15 protein-coding genes are annotated in these 13,197 nt (G+C 68.3%); 4 read left to right on the forward strand and 11 right to left on the reverse strand.

Features of this window, described 5'->3' with window-relative positions; translation table 11 throughout:
* Positions 1 to 36: 36 nt before the first annotated feature.
* The gene (locus tag IBX53_RS11475; protein ID WP_290909304.1) at positions 37 to 972 is read left to right on the forward strand and encodes a YihY/virulence factor BrkB family protein; all 936 of its coding nucleotides are present in this window, start codon (positions 37 to 39) and stop codon (positions 970 to 972) included.
* Between the two features lie 15 nt (positions 973 to 987).
* Here IBX53_RS11475 and IBX53_RS11480 read toward each other — a convergent pair whose 3' ends face one another.
* Both IBX53_RS11480 and IBX53_RS11485 read right to left on the reverse strand, forming a co-directional pair.
* Positions 988 to 1,215, reverse strand: coding sequence for a LapA family protein (locus IBX53_RS11480; protein WP_290909306.1), 228 nt, complete (start codon positions 1,213 to 1,215; stop codon positions 988 to 990).
* Positions 1,216 to 1,333: 118 nt separating this feature from the next.
* Positions 1,334 to 2,758: a phospholipase D family protein gene (locus tag IBX53_RS11485; protein WP_290909308.1), complete on the reverse strand. Its 1,425-nt coding sequence runs from the start codon at positions 2,756 to 2,758 to the stop codon at positions 1,334 to 1,336.
* A gap of 353 nt (positions 2,759 to 3,111) precedes the next feature.
* Between IBX53_RS11485 and IBX53_RS11490 the strand changes: the two genes are divergently transcribed.
* Positions 3,112 to 4,530, forward strand: a complete 1,419-nt coding sequence (locus IBX53_RS11490; protein ID WP_290909310.1) for a xanthine/uracil/vitamin C permease — start codon at positions 3,112 to 3,114, stop codon at positions 4,528 to 4,530.
* A gap of 108 nt (positions 4,531 to 4,638) precedes the next feature.
* Here the strand turns inward: IBX53_RS11490 and IBX53_RS11495 are convergent, their stop codons facing one another.
* Positions 4,639 to 5,427: a glycerophosphodiester phosphodiesterase family protein gene (locus tag IBX53_RS11495; protein WP_290909312.1), complete on the reverse strand. Its 789-nt coding sequence runs from the start codon at positions 5,425 to 5,427 to the stop codon at positions 4,639 to 4,641.
* 187 nt (positions 5,428 to 5,614) lie between these two features.
* Here IBX53_RS11495 and IBX53_RS11500 point away from each other — a divergent pair, with 187 nt between their 5' ends.
* Both IBX53_RS11500 and IBX53_RS11505 read left to right on the forward strand, forming a co-directional pair.
* Positions 5,615 to 6,169 carry a hypothetical protein gene (locus IBX53_RS11500; RefSeq protein ID WP_290909316.1) on the forward strand — a complete coding sequence of 185 codons (555 nt, stop codon included), beginning with the start codon at positions 5,615 to 5,617 and terminating at the stop codon, positions 6,167 to 6,169.
* A 114-nt stretch (positions 6,170 to 6,283) separates the two neighbouring features.
* Positions 6,284 to 7,261 carry an NADPH:quinone reductase gene (locus IBX53_RS11505; protein WP_290909319.1) on the forward strand — a complete coding sequence of 326 codons (978 nt, stop codon included), beginning with the start codon at positions 6,284 to 6,286 and terminating at the stop codon, positions 7,259 to 7,261.
* Between the two features lie 85 nt (positions 7,262 to 7,346).
* On the opposite strand, the gene IBX53_RS11510 is transcribed toward IBX53_RS11505, so the two are convergent.
* From IBX53_RS11510 to IBX53_RS11545, 8 genes are all read right to left on the reverse strand, one after another.
* Entirely contained in the window at positions 7,347 to 7,589 is a 243-nt protein-coding gene (locus IBX53_RS11510) for a hypothetical protein (RefSeq protein ID WP_290909321.1), read from the reverse strand.
* 39 nt (positions 7,590 to 7,628) lie between these two features.
* Positions 7,629 to 8,297, reverse strand: coding sequence for an urease accessory protein UreG (ureG, locus tag IBX53_RS11515; protein ID WP_290909324.1), 669 nt, complete (start codon positions 8,295 to 8,297; stop codon positions 7,629 to 7,631).
* 41 nt (positions 8,298 to 8,338) lie between these two features.
* Complete coding sequence (locus tag IBX53_RS11520) at positions 8,339 to 9,064, reverse strand: urease accessory protein UreF (RefSeq protein ID WP_290909331.1); 726 nt, start codon at positions 9,062 to 9,064, stop codon at positions 8,339 to 8,341.
* A complete protein-coding gene (gene ureE, locus IBX53_RS11525; RefSeq protein WP_290909334.1) occupies positions 9,054 to 9,581 on the reverse strand; it encodes an urease accessory protein UreE in 528 nt (175 codons plus the stop codon). Before ureE ends, IBX53_RS11520 begins: the two co-directional genes overlap by 11 nt.
* A 68-nt stretch (positions 9,582 to 9,649) precedes the next feature.
* Positions 9,650 to 11,365 carry an urease subunit alpha gene (gene ureC / locus IBX53_RS11530; RefSeq protein WP_290909325.1) on the reverse strand — a complete coding sequence of 572 codons (1,716 nt, stop codon included), beginning with the start codon at positions 11,363 to 11,365 and terminating at the stop codon, positions 9,650 to 9,652.
* A complete protein-coding gene (locus IBX53_RS11535) occupies positions 11,362 to 11,688 on the reverse strand; it encodes an urease subunit beta (protein WP_290909328.1) in 327 nt (108 codons plus the stop codon). The genes ureC and IBX53_RS11535 overlap by 4 nt, the downstream gene beginning before the upstream one ends.
* 9 nt (positions 11,689 to 11,697) lie before the next feature.
* Positions 11,698 to 12,000, reverse strand: coding sequence for an urease subunit gamma (locus tag IBX53_RS11540; protein ID WP_290909329.1), 303 nt, complete (start codon positions 11,998 to 12,000; stop codon positions 11,698 to 11,700).
* A gap of 27 nt (positions 12,001 to 12,027) precedes the next feature.
* Positions 12,028 to 12,912: an urease accessory protein UreD gene (locus IBX53_RS11545; protein WP_290909336.1), complete on the reverse strand. Its 885-nt coding sequence runs from the start codon at positions 12,910 to 12,912 to the stop codon at positions 12,028 to 12,030.
* Positions 12,913 to 13,197: the final 285 nt, after the last annotated feature.

The raw sequence follows: 13,197 nt of genomic DNA on the forward strand, positions 1-13,197 counted from the left end.
CGTATGATGCCCTGACGCCCATGGACGGCCAGGCCGATGACCTCTCCCACCCCACCGCGCTCCTCGCGCCAGCTCGCCGTCACCCTGCTGCCGCTGGTGGCTCGCTTCCTGTGGCGGGTGCTCACCGCCTTCCTGCGCAACCGCGGCATCCTGCTGGCGGGCGGCGTGGGCTACAACATCCTGCTCTCCATCGTGCCGCTCTTCGCGCTGCTGGTGGTGCTGCTGGCCCGGGTGGTGGACGAGACACACCTGCTCGGGGTGCTGAGCGTGCAGGCCCAGCACCTGGCACCGGCCCACGCCGAGGTGCTGCTGGAGGCGGTGCGCGCCCTGCTCGATACCCGCGAGGTGATCGGCATCCTCGGCTTCCCGATCCTGCTGCTGTTCAGCTCCTTCGCCTTCCGCATGCTGGAGGACGCCCTGGCGATCATCTTCCACGCGCCAGACACCCACCACCACGGCCGCAGCGTCTGGATCTCGGTGCTGCTGCCCTATGCCTTCATGGTGGTGCTGGGAGCAGGGCTGATGGCGCTGACCCTGCTGGTGACCCTGGCCAGCTCGATCAACGCCCTGTGGCTGGCGCTGGTCGGCCGCGAAATGCCGCTGGCCGGGCTCTCGGGCCCGGTGCTCAACCTGGCCAGCTTCTTCGGGGTATTCCTGCTGTTCAGCGCCATCTACAAGGTGCTGCCGGTGGTGAAGGTCGCCCTGCGCCGGGCGGTGATCGGTGGCCTGGTGGCCGCCCTGATGTGGGAGGGGGTGCGCCTGCTGCTGGTCTATTACTTCGCCAACATCTCCTTCGTCAACGCCGTCTACGGCTCCCTGGCCACCCTGATCGTGATGCTGCTGAGCCTGGAGGTGGGGGCCATCATCCTGCTGCTCGGCGCCCAGGTGATCGCCGAGCTGGAGCGCAATGCCCGACTGGGCCTGCCCTGGCACGTCAACCCCCGCCGCCAGGCGGTGACCCACGTGGAGTAAGGTGGCCCGGGGCGCTCAGCGCCCGCCGGGCTCGGACCTGCCTCTGCGCAGCCGGCGGATCAGGCTCATCAGGCTCTTGCCGCTGATCATGCCCAGCAGATAGATCGCCATCAGCAGCAGGGCCATGGGCAGCGACAGGCTCCAGGTCAGGAATCGCACCTCCACCATGGCGATGTTCTGCACGAAGAGAATCAGTACCAGCGCCGTGATGATCAGCTTCACGGCCAGCAGCAGCTTGTCCATGCCCAGTCTCCTTGTCGGGTCGGTTAACCCAAGCTGGCCGGCAAAGCTCCTCCCTGTCAAGACGACTCCGTCGGGAAGGTGGGGAGCCTTCAGCGTCCCGGTAGAGAGCCACCAGGGTTCAGAAGGTGGAAAGCCCGGTGGCCTCCATGATCCGGTAGCGCACCCGCTGCCAGGTCGTGGCGTCATCAAAGGCTGCGAAGGGCTCGCTGGTGGTTCGATCGGGGGAGCTCTCCCAGCGGCGCTCGAAGAAGGCCGCGGCCTGCTCGAGGGCCGGCGAGCCGGGGTCGCCCAGCAGCCGAACGCTGGTCTCCAGATTGAGGTTGTCGAGGTTGCGCCGGGTGAAGTTGGCCGAGCCGAGGATCAGCTCCGCCTCGCCACCATTCGCGGGACGGCGCAGCAGCAGCTTGCTGTGGCACTGCTCGCCACGGGTGGCGCACCAGCGCACCGCAATGCCGGCCTCGACCAGCTCGCGCCCCACCGGCCGGTTGGGGATGCCGCCCTTCTCCAGCCCGAAGGCGTCGCGGTTGAGGTCCAGCAGGGCGCGCACCTCGGCGCCCCGCTGCCTGGCCTGCTTGAGCGCTACGATCACGCCGCGATGGGAGAGGTAGAACACCGCCAGATCGAGGCGATCCCCCTCCCCGCTGGCCTCGATCGACTTCAGCAGAGCGTCACGGATTGCCCCCTCAGTGAGCAGCTGCAGACGCGCACCCTCGGCGTTTGTCGGGGCCGGCAGCGGCCGCGGGCCCGGCAGGGCAACGCCAGACCAGGCGGCGACCGTGCGCTCCGAGGCCAGCAGGTCCAGGGCCGTGGCTCCCTCGAAGCGCAGGGCGACGTTACCGTGGAGGCTGCTGGCGTCGTGGGGGTTGGCCGAGGTCACCAGCCCCGCCCAGCCGGTCCCTCGGTCCACCACCAGGGTCTTGCGGTGGTTGGCATTGAAGTTGAGCAGCGCCAGGTAGCTGCGCAGGGTGACCCGGCCGGGGCCCAGGGCATTGGGCAGCCAACCCGCCCGGGCGCTGTTGCCCAGCCAGCGCGGGCCCAGGTGCCAGAGCCCCGACCACAGGGGATTGGAGGCCCGCAGACGGTCGAGATCGGTCAGCACCACGGTGATGCCGGCGTAGCGCAGCACCTCGAGGTGAGCGGGCTCGATCCCGCCGTAGAGGGTGTTGAGCGGATCGCTGATCACCAGTGCCTCGAGGCCGGGATGGCGGCGCTTCTGCTCGACCAGGGCATGGGTCAGCTCGCCGGAGAGCGCTCGCATGCCATCCGACTCGCTGCCGCCGGCGAAGTTGTTGAACAGGAACATGTCCACCACCACCAGACGCCGGGCCTGGCCGATCAGCGCCAGCATCTCGTCGAAGATCGCCTGCTCGAGGTGGCGTTCTCCCCGGGCATCGAACCAGGACTCGTCGGCCAGGAAGCGCACCTCATCCACCGGGTGCTCCGGCCAGGCCACGCCGACGCCCTGTGGCAGCGGCTTGACGCGCTGCCAGAGGCCCATGGCGATCCAGGTCACCAGCACCGCCACCAAGATCCATGGCCACATGCCCCGCCTCCTCGTGTTTTCCATGCCTCACCCTCGACTTGACCCTCGTCCCACCCCGACAAGACGCCCCATTGGACCAAAGTTTACGTTAACGTAAGATGCCAGCATGGCGCATGACATGTCGACAATAGTATCGGCACATACCGGCTTCTTGGCGCACTTTTCGCGTCATTTCGCGTTCTTTTGACATTCCAGGCCCTGGACTGTCGACACTCGCACCCTGCCCGAGACGAGACGCCTCGTTACAAGGTCGAATGTTCCCCCTCGGCCGCCCCGAGTAAAACCCTTCAGCCAAGAACAACAACAGCCAACGAGGAATGCCATGAACAACCCCAACCGCTGAGGTTATCGACGTGCTACTGAAACGTAAGTATGGTGAGGAACAACCCTTCTGGCCGGTGGGCCCCTTCAAGGTTCGCCTCCCCTTCATCCATTTTCCCTGGGCCATCCCGGAGACCATCCAGGCGCTGGTGATGTTCGTCATCTCCCTGGGCATGATCCCGCTGCTGGAACAGTATCTTGGCATTCCCTACGAGGTGGCACTGGCCTTCGTGGTGGTCTGCGGCATCGGTTTCATCCTGCCGCCGCTGCTGGGCATCCCCTTCATCGCCGGCTGGATCACCCCGGCCATCCCCGTGGTGCTGCTCTTCATCGGCCAGTACGAACCGGGCCCCGACGCCCTCAAGGCGATGATCGCCCTGCAGCTGATGGTCACCGCCATCTTCCTGTTCATGGCCGTTACCCGCCTGGGCACCAAGCTGGTCAACAACGTTCCGGACTCCATCAAGGCGGGCATCCTGCTGGGCGCCGGCATCGCCGCCATCAGCGGCGAGATCAGCGTGGGCGGTCGGCTCTACAATACGCCCATCTCGCTGGGTATCGGCGGCCTGATCACCCTCTACGTGCTGTTCTCGCTCTCCTTCCGCGATCTGGCCGAAAAGTACCGCTGGGCGCGCAACATCGTCGCCTACGGCATGGTGCCCGGCATGCTGATCACCATGGCCATCGGCTGGGGCGTGGGCGAATACCCGCTACCGTCGGTGGAGTGGGGCATCGCCATCCCTGACTTCGGAGGCATCTGGGCCTATCTGCCCTTCTCCATCGGCGCCCCCGGCCCCGAGCTGATGATCGCCGCGATTCCCACCGCCATCATCGCTTACATCATCGCCTTTGGTGACATCATCGTCGGCCAGACCCTGATCAAGCGCGTCGACCACCTGCGCCCCGACGAGAAGATCGAGGTGGACGTCGACCGCGTGCACCTGATCACCGGCCTGCGCAACCTGATGCACTCCCTGTTGGCCCCCTACCCTGGCCTGGCCGGTCCGCTGTTCACCGGCGCCATGGCCACGGTGACCGAGCGCTACCGCTACGGCCGCAAGGCGATGGAGAGCATCTACTCCGGCACCGCGGTGTTCTGGATCGTCGGCTTCTTCGCCCTCTTCCTGCTGCCGCTGGTCACCGCTTTCCGTCCGGTATTGCCGATCGCGCTCTCCATCACCCTGCTGATCACCGGCTACCTGTGCATCGCCGTGGCGGTGGAGCAGATCAAGAACGCCACCGCCATGGGCGTGGCCGGCATCATGGGCGTGGTGCTGGCCACCCACGGCGCCGCCTGGGGCCTGGGCATCGGCCTGATCCTCTACTTCCTGATCGAGCACCGCGCCCGCAGCGTGCGCGACGCCGAGGACGAGGAGCCGATCCACGTCGAGGATGACATGGTCGTGGAGCAGGATGACGGCCGCGACGAATCCGCACCGGCCATCCGCTGAGCCAGCTGCCACCGGACGAACGCAGCCGGGACAGCCGCAAGGGGCCGCTCCATCGGAGCGGCCCCTTTCCTTTGCCTGCGGCCTGGCTTTCCCCTCTGCCCTAGCGTGTCACTCCCCGGCGGGCAGATGGCCCGCAAAGCGGGCGGGATCGTCGCTGATCACGCTGGCCACGCCCCAGGCCCACTGGTGAGAGAAGGCCGCCGGATCGTTGGCGGTGTAGCAGATCAGAGGGTAGCCAGCCTCGCTGATCGACATGGCGCCACGCCGACTCAGGCGTGTCCAGTCGGCGTGGACACTGAAGGCGTCAAGGGCCTCGCAACGCTGCCGCCAGCCGTCGGGAATCCCTTCGAAAAGCACACCCAGTGCCAGCCTCGCCGCGGGCGCCTGGTCCCGGGCGCAGGCCAGCGCTTCGTCGTTGAAGGAGGAGACGATGAGCCGTTCGGGGGGCAGCGCATCCAGCGCCGCGGGGACCGCCTCTTCCACCAGGGCTGCGGCACTGCGCCCGCGGTTCACCTTGAGCTCCAGATTGAGGCCAAGCCCCAGGGCATCGACGAGGGCGAGCATCTCGGACAGGGTGGCGATACGCTCACCGCGAAACTCATCACCGAACCAGCCGCCCACGTCCAGCCGGCGGGCACGGGGCAGATCCAGATCCGCGAGCCGCGCGCGACCGTCCGAGCAACGCTTGACCGTGGCGTCATGCCAGATCACCGGGGTGCCGTCGCCAAGCAGTTGCACATCCAGCTCGACCCAGCGGCAGTGGGCCGCCTGGGCGGCGCGCACCGCGGACAGGGTGTTCTCGGGAGCCCGGGCCGACAGGCCGCGGTGGGCGATCAGGCGTGGCAGCCTGATGGCGGGATGAATCGTGGCGGCATGGGGCGTGATGGATAGGGTCATGGGGCCTCTCGCGTCCTTGAGGGGGGCTGGCCACCGCGGGGCGATGACAGCAGCGACCGGCAATGAACGCCAGCATAGCGAGATGACGGGCACAGTCACAGCCCCCGCCGGGGCCGGGTGGCGCCCGGGTGTTGACGATCAGATATGATAGGCTTCGCGCCAACCCGTCATGGAGTGGAGAATCCGGATGAAAGTGGTGAGTCTCGAGGCCGGCGCCAGGCGCGATGCCTGGCTGGCCCGACTATGCGCGGCGGTTCACGGCGTCCAGGCCGGGCTTGCCCCGCTGGTCGCCTTCACCGGCACCCGTCACCTGCTGTTTCCCACCGAGGCCGCCCGCCTCTGGGCGCTGCTCGATGACCGGGGCCAGCCCCTGGCGCTGGCGCTGCTGGTCATGGACGAACGCGGCGAGGGCATGGCCCTCGAGCTCGCCGCCTCCCTCGAGGAGAGCCGCGAGCCCCTGCGACGCCTGCTCCGCGATCTGGCCCTCAACGCGCCCCTTTGCGCGACGCCGAGCGAGATTCTCGACGAGGCCTTCCTGCGCGAGTGCGGGCTCACCCGCTGGATCGAGGACGGCCAGGGGCAGCGGGTGGGGCTCGCCTTCCAGCACCCGGCCGCGCTCTCCGGCAGGCTGGCACCGGCGCTGACCTTCGACGACCAGGCCGTGCTGCGTCGCTTCAAGCAGGAACGGGCCTTCTTCGAGGCGGAAAAGCGCGCCTTCGTCGAGGGGCTCGCCGCCGCCTGAGGCCGCCGCCGGCGATGCCGACTTGACCGGAAGGGCGATTGGCGTTTGGATGTCTTCCCTGTCCCGACTGTGACACATCCCGTACTGCATTCAGTAAAACAAGGACTTACCAACATGGCCAAGCGTATCCAGTTTGCCCGCACCGGCGGCTCCGAAGTGCTCGAACTCGTCGATGTCACACCTGCCGAGCCCGGTCCCGGCGAGGTGCGGGTCGCCAACCGCGCCATCGGCCTCAACTTCATCGACATCTACTTCCGCACCGGCCTCTATCCGGCGCCGTCACTGCCCTCCGGGCTCGGTACCGAGGCGGCCGGCGTGGTCGACGCCGTGGGCGAGGGGGTCAGCCACCTCACGCCCGGCGATCGCGTCGCCTACGCCCAGGGGCCGCTCGGCGCCTACGCCGAGCGGCATACCCTGCCCGCCGACAAGGTCGTGGCGCTTCCCGAGTCCATCGACTTCGAGACCGCCGCAGCCAGCATGCTCAAGGGCCTGACGGTGCAGTACCTGATGCGCCAGACCTTTGCCCTCAAGGGGGGGGAAACCATCCTCTGGCACGCCGCCGCCGGCGGCGTGGGCTCCATCGCCTGCCAGTGGGCCAGAGCACTGGGCGTGAAGCTGATCGGCACCGTCAGCTCGCCCGAGAAGGCCGCGCTGGCCGAGAAGAACGGCGCCTGGGCCACCATCGACTACACCAGGGAGGACGTGGTCGAGCGAGTGCGTGAGCTGACCGGCGGCGCCATGTGCGACGTGGTCTACGACTCGGTGGGCAAGGATACCTGGGAGACCTCGCTGGACTGCCTCAAGCCGCGCTCGCTGATGGTCAGCTTCGGCAACGCCTCAGGCGCGGTGGAGGGGGTCAATATCGGCATCCTCAACCAGAAGGGCTCACTGTTTGTCACCCGCCCCAGCCTCAACGGCTATGCCGATACGCCCGAGCGGCTGCAGGGCATGGCCGACGAACTCTTCGCCATGCTGGAGAGCGGCAAGCTCGCGGTCGACGTCTCGCACCGCTATCCCCTGGCGGAAGCCGGCCAGGCCCAGGACGCCCTTCAGGGTCGCCAGACCACCGGCTCCACCATCCTGCTGCCCTGAGGCAACCGCCGACCCGATAGACGCGAAACGCCCGGCCACTCGCCGGGCATTTCCCGTCAGGCGCCCTGCATCACAGCCAGGGTGCTCAGCGCTGGCGCTGCAGCCGACGCTGGCGAAGGGCACGCCGAAGCAGCAGGGCCAGCCCGGTCACGCTCAGCACCGCGAAGGCGCCTGCCAGCAGCAGCAGCGGATGGCCGGTATGGGCGTGGACATCGGGGGCACCGTGGCCGGGGTGGGCCAGGGCCGTGCCCGCTGCCAGCAGCAGGGGGGCAGCCACGACAGCGGCGCGTAAGGCTGCCGAGAGGCGAGGGGTCGATAGCGTTTTCATGGTAGCGATCTCCTGTGTGATGGCAATCAGCGAGTGGGCTCAGGCAGTGGCCCGGGATTCGGACGGGGCGTCTGCCGGCGGCCGGCGCTCCGGCGGCCGGCGCTCCGGCAGCATGCCGCGGTCGAGGATGAACCGGATGATCGTCTCGAGCCCCACGCCGTCGTAGAGGTTGGTGAAGACGAAGGGGCGTTCGCCGCGCATCTTCCTCGAGTCGCGCTCCATCACCTCAAGCGAGGCATGCACCTGCTCGGCGATATCGATCTTGTTGATGATCAGCAGGTCCGACTTGGTGATGCCCGGCCCACCCTTGCGCGGGATCTTGTCGCCGGCGGAGACGTCGATCACGTAGAGGGTCAGGTCCGATAGCTCGGGACTAAAGGTAGCCGAGAGGTTGTCACCGCCAGACTCCACCAGCACCAGCTCCAGGCCCGGGTGGCGCACCTGGAGCTCGTCGATGGCCGCCAGGTTCATGGAGGCGTCCTCGCGGATGGCGGTGTGCGGGCAGCCGCCGGTCTCCACGCCGAGGATGCGGTCGGCGGCCAACGCCTCGTGCTTGAGCAGGAAATCGGCATCCTCGCGGGTGTAGATGTCGTTGGTGACCACGGCGATATCGTAGTGGTCACGCAGGGCCAGGCAGAGCTGCTTGAGCAGCGCCGTCTTGCCGGAGCCCACCGGGCCGCCGACGCCGACACGCAGGCAATGGGTCATGGTCGTATCTCCTGGTTGTACATCGTTCACTTATGAACACGTCAGCTTCTGAACAGTCGCGAATACTGGGTCTCGTGCAGGGCGCTGGCCAGCGCCAGGCCGGGCAGCGCCGGGCCGAGGGCGTCTTCATGCAGTGCCAGGGCCTCGTCCACCGCGGCGACCAGCGCCGGGCGCAGCCGCTCGACGAGGCGCTGGGCGGCGGTGTGGCCCAGGGGCAGCGCCTTGCAGGCCACCGCCAGCTGGTTCTCCAGCCAGGCCCAGGCGAAACCGAGCAGGGCCGGGCGCACCGGCACCCCGCGGGCATGGGCCGTCCAGGCGAAGAGCGTGACGTAACCGGCCCCCATCGGCAGCGGCGGCGCCTCACTCGCCGTGCTGGTTGGCAGCAGCGCGAGGCTCTCCAGCAGCCGCATGAGCGAGGCGCCGAGCCGTGCATCCTCGGCGGCGAGCTCCGCGGTCTCGCGGTTGGCAGCTAGCCACTGGTCCCACTCGACCACCGCCTCGCCGTCCCCCGCGCCCCAGGCGGCATGCAGGCGCGACAGCACCGGCAGCTCGCAGCGGGTCAGGCCGTCCTCGAGCACGCCTTCCAACCAGTCGCCGAGGCTCGCCTCGTCGGTCACCCAGCCCAGCTCGAAGGCGCTCTCCAGCCCCTGAGAGAAAGCGAAGGCCCCGATGGGGAGCGCAGGGCTGACCAGTTGCAGCAGGCCCAGCAGCGCCAGATCGTTGCCCTGCCCGGCCGTGGCCGGTGTCATGGCCGTGTCAGTGGGCATGGGAGTGGCCAGCGTCATGATCGTGGTAATGAGGGTCGTGGCCATGGGAATGGCCGTGCGAGTGGCCATGCCCGCCCGCCTGCTGGTAGGCGCCGGGCTCCGGGTCGAAGGGCGCCTGGTGGTGCTCAAGCCGCGCGCCGAGCCGCTCGGCCAGCGCCTCCAGCACATGGTCCGGCGGAAAGCGCACGTAGCTACCCCCCTCGTCCTCGCCCAGCGCCAGCTGCACGTGGCGGTTGCCCAGGTGGTAGGCGAGCCGCGCCAGTGGCAGCCCGGCATCGATTCGCGCGGTGACCACCGGTTCCTCTGCGGCGCGGATGCGCACCACCTCGCCGCTCTCGGCGCGCAGCCCCTCGCCGTCGCGCAGCACGGGACCGCGGTCCAGGAAGAGGCCCAGCTCGCGGCCGGCGTCGCTCATCGCCTTGAGGCGACCAAGCATGCGCCGCTCATAGGGCAGCGTCAGGGTATCGGTGGCCTGGTCCGCCGCGATGGGGCCCAGTCGTTCGGTGAGTTTCAGCATTGGCATCGTCTCTGGTGTCTTTTGCGGCTGATCCAGCGCCGCTCGCCCCGGTTGTCATGGCCCGCGGCTCAGAACAGGTGGTAGCGCTGGGCCAGGGGCAGCTCGGTGGCGGGCTCGCAGGTCAAGAGCTCGCCGTCGCAACGCACCTCGTAGGTCTGGGGGTCAACGCTGAGCTCGGGGCAGGCGTCATTGAGCTTCATGTCGCCCTTCCTCACCCCACGCACGTTCTTGCTCGCAGAGAGTTGGCTGTGCAGGCCGAGTCGCTCGCCGATGCCCGCATCGAGTGCCGCTTGGCTAACGAAGGTCAGCCGCGTCTGACTCGCCGCACGGCCGAAGGCGCCGAACATGTATCGATAGTGCACCGGCTGGGGAGTGGGGATCGAGCCGTTGGGATCACCCATGGGCGCGGCGGCAATCATCCCGCCCTTGATGATCATGGCGGGCTTGGTGCCGAAGAAGGCCGGCTTCCAGAGCACCAGGTCGGCCAGCTTGCCCACCTCCACCGAGCCCACCTCATGACTGATCCCGTGGGTGATGGCCTGGTTGATGGTGACCTTGGCGATATAGCGCTTGGCCCGGAAGTTGTCGGCGCCGAGTGCCTCGTCCTCGGGCAGCAGGCCACGCTGCACCTTCATCTTGTGGGCGGTCTGCCAGGTGCGACAGATCGACTCGCCGACCCGGCCCATGGCCTGTGAGTCGGAGGCGATCATCGAGATCACCCCCAGGTCGTGCAGGATGTCCTCGGCGGCGATGGTCTCGCGGCGGATGCGCGAGTCGGCGAAGGCCACGTCCTCGGGGATGTTGGGGTCCAGGTGGTGGCACACCATCAGCATGTCCAGGTGCTCGTCGATGGTGTTGACCGTGTAGGGCCGCGTCGGGTTGGTGGAAGATGGCAGCACATAGGGCTTCGAGCAGGCGGTGATGATGTCCGGCGCATGGCCGCCCCCGGCCCCCTCGGTGTGGTAGGTGTGGATGCCGCGCTCCTTGAAGGCGGCCAGGGTGTCCTCCACGAAGCCGGACTCATTCAAGGTGTCGGTGTGGATCGCCACCTGGACGTCGTAGCGTTCGGCCACGGCCAAGCAGTTGTCGATGGCCGCCGGGGTGGTGCCCCAGTCCTCGTGGAGCTTGAGGCCCATGGCACCGGCCTCCAGCTGGGCCACGAGGGCCTCGGGCAGGCTCGAATTGCCCTTGCCGAGAAAGCCGATGTTCATGGGCAGATCGTCGACCGCCTGGAGCATCTTGCCGATGTGCCACGCCCCCGGTGTGCAGGTGGTGGCATTGGTACCGGTAGCCGGCCCGGTTCCGCCGCCCAGCATGGTGGTGATGCCGCTCATCAGCGCCTCTTCCACCAGTTGGGGGCAGACGAAGTGGATATGCGCATCGATGGCGCCGGCGGTGAGGATCTTGCCCTCGCCGGCGATGATCTCGGTGCCGGGGCCGATGACGATCTCCACGCCCGGCTGGGTATCGGGGTTGCCCGCCTTGCCGATGGCGGCAATCCGCCCGTCCCGGATCCCCACGTCGGCCTTGACGATGCCCCACCAGTCGAGGATCAGGGCGTTGGTGATCACGGTGTCCATCACGCTTGCGTCATGGCGCTGGCTCTGGCCCATGCCGTCGCGGATCACCTTGCCGCCGCCGAACTTCACCTCCTCGCCATAGTGGGTGGCGTCCCGCTCCACCTCGATCCACAGGTCGGTATCCCCCAGGCGCACCCGGTCGCCCACCGTGGGACCGTACATGTCGGCATAGGCCTGTCGCGTGATCTTGTTGACCGACTTCATGCCCCTTCTCCTTTGCCATCCAGCTCGCCCATGATGTCGCCGCGGAAGCCATAGACATGGCGCCGGCCGGCGTAGGGAATCAGCGTGACCTCGCGGGTCTGGCCGGGCTCGAAGCGGATCGCCGTGCCGGCGGCCACGTCGAGGCGCTGCCCCCGTGCCCGGTCGCGATCGAAGACCAGCGCCGGGTTGGCCTCGGCGAAGTGGTAGTGGGATCCGATCTGGATCGGCCGGTCGCCGGTATTGGCGACCTCGAGGGTCAGGCGATCTCGCCCCTCGCAGAGCGTGATCTCGCCCTCCTGCAACTGATACTCACCGGGAATCATGGGGATCTCCTAGACGATGGGGGTGTGGACGGTGACCAGCTTGGTGCCATCGGGGAAGGTGGCCTCCACCTGCACCTCGTCGACCAGCTCTGCCACCCCTTCCATGACATCGTCGCGGGTCAGGATCTCGCGGCCGGCGCTCATCAGCTCGGCCACCGTGCGGCCATCGCGAGCGCCCTCGAGGATCTCGAAGCTGATCAGCGCCACCGCCTCCGGGTAGTTGAGCTTCAGCCCGCGGGCGCGGCGGCGCTCGGCCAACTGGGCCGCCATGAAGAGCAGCAGCTTGTCCTTGTCGCGGGGGGTCAGTTCCATGGCGTCGTCTCCGTCGAAGGTGAGTGGTCAGGTCAGCCAGATGCGTGGGATGTGAGCCTCAAGGCCCAGCAGCCGCGGGCGCAGCACTCGCCAGGCGGCCTCGCAGAGCGTCCAGGCCTCGCGGCGTTCATCGCCCAGGTAGCGCAGCAGCAGCACGCCGTGGCGGGCGGTCACCGCCCAGCGCGGCGAGATAGGAAGCGCGTCGCGCAGCGCCTCGATGGCCTCGCCCTCGTCATCGAGCCCCACCGCCCAGAGGGTCGCCTGGACGGTGGCGCCCCCCTGCCCCCAGCGCCCCGTGAAGCGCGGGTGGGCGGGGTCCAGCGGCTGGCGCTCCAGCCACAGCGGCTTGCCGTCGCGGGTGAGTCGGAAGCGCTGCTCGATGCGCCCCGAGCGATAGGGCAGCCGGCTTGCCGGGCGCCCCAGGGCCAGCACCTCCCAGCCCAGGCAGCGGGCGCTGCCGGCCAGCTCGATGACGGTGGCCTGCTCCCCCCGGGAGCCATCGAAGGCGATGGTCTCCTGGGGCAGCCACTCCAGCACGCCGCCGTCCGCCACGCACAGGTCAGTCTGCTGCTGCCAGGCCACCCCGTGGCTGTCGGCACGGTAGAGCTTGTTGGCGGCCGGCGTGGTCAGCAGCGCATGGGCGCCCTCCTCGACCCGGACCGAGATCTGCAGGGCATCGCCGCTGACCAGGCCACCGGGAGGATGGAGCAGGTAGACGTGGCAAGCGCCCCGGGGCCCTTCCGGATGGAAGGGGCGCTGGACGCGCAGCGGCCCGCGGTGGCGGGCCCGAGTCAGCCGCGTGGCGCCATCCCGGGCGGAGAATCCCAGCGAAAGCGACGCTTCCCAGCGCCGCTCCGCATCGAAGCGGTGGCCAGATGCCGGCGGCGGGGTGGCAGGTGAAGAAGCGACCATCGGCGGCGTGGCATCCAGGGAGGTCTCGAAAACGGTCATGGGCGGCTCGTGGTCCAGCGGGTCTGACCAGCTTTTAGCAAGGGGCGTACCAGAATGGGGAATGAAATATTTTTCTCTAGATATTCAGCAAGTTGAAATAGATCACGAGGCCAGGTCAGCGGCTCCCTCGCCCTCTCGCGGTGCACCAGGGTGAGCCGCCACGCACCTCGCGGGTGCAGACGCACGGACGGACAGACCAGAAAGGTGCAAGGCGCCACCGGCGAATCACAGGGGGCGCTCGGCGCT

It is taken from the genome of Halomonas sp. (assembly GCF_014859505.1).
Taxonomy (GTDB): domain Bacteria; phylum Pseudomonadota; class Gammaproteobacteria; order Pseudomonadales; family Halomonadaceae; genus Halomonas.

Coding starts and splice junctions, on each gene's coding strand:
- IBX53_RS11475 (WP_290909304.1), top strand. CDS start 37: ATGACCTCTCCCACCCCACCGCGCTCCTCGCGCCAGCTCGCCGTCACC.
- IBX53_RS11480 (WP_290909306.1), bottom strand. CDS start 1,215: ATGGACAAGCTGCTGCTGGCCGTGAAGCTGATCATCACGGCGCTGGTA.
- IBX53_RS11485 (WP_290909308.1), bottom strand. CDS start 2,758: ATGTGGCCATGGATCTTGGTGGCGGTGCTGGTGACCTGGATCGCCATG.
- IBX53_RS11495 (WP_290909312.1), bottom strand. CDS start 5,427: ATGACCCTATCCATCACGCCCCATGCCGCCACGATTCATCCCGCCATC.
- IBX53_RS11500 (WP_290909316.1), top strand. CDS start 5,615: ATGAAAGTGGTGAGTCTCGAGGCCGGCGCCAGGCGCGATGCCTGGCTG.
- IBX53_RS11505 (WP_290909319.1), top strand. CDS start 6,284: ATGGCCAAGCGTATCCAGTTTGCCCGCACCGGCGGCTCCGAAGTGCTC.
- IBX53_RS11510 (WP_290909321.1), bottom strand. CDS start 7,589: ATGAAAACGCTATCGACCCCTCGCCTCTCGGCAGCCTTACGCGCCGCT.
- ureG (WP_290909324.1), bottom strand. CDS start 8,297: ATGACCCATTGCCTGCGTGTCGGCGTCGGCGGCCCGGTGGGCTCCGGC.
- IBX53_RS11520 (WP_290909331.1), bottom strand. CDS start 9,064: ATGCCCACTGACACGGCCATGACACCGGCCACGGCCGGGCAGGGCAAC.
- ureE (WP_290909334.1), bottom strand. CDS start 9,581: ATGCTGAAACTCACCGAACGACTGGGCCCCATCGCGGCGGACCAGGCC.
- ureC (WP_290909325.1), bottom strand. CDS start 11,365: ATGAAGTCGGTCAACAAGATCACGCGACAGGCCTATGCCGACATGTAC.
- IBX53_RS11535 (WP_290909328.1), bottom strand. CDS start 11,688: ATGATTCCCGGTGAGTATCAGTTGCAGGAGGGCGAGATCACGCTCTGC.
- IBX53_RS11540 (WP_290909329.1), bottom strand. CDS start 12,000: ATGGAACTGACCCCCCGCGACAAGGACAAGCTGCTGCTCTTCATGGCG.
- IBX53_RS11545 (WP_290909336.1), bottom strand. CDS start 12,912: ATGGTCGCTTCTTCACCTGCCACCCCGCCGCCGGCATCTGGCCACCGC.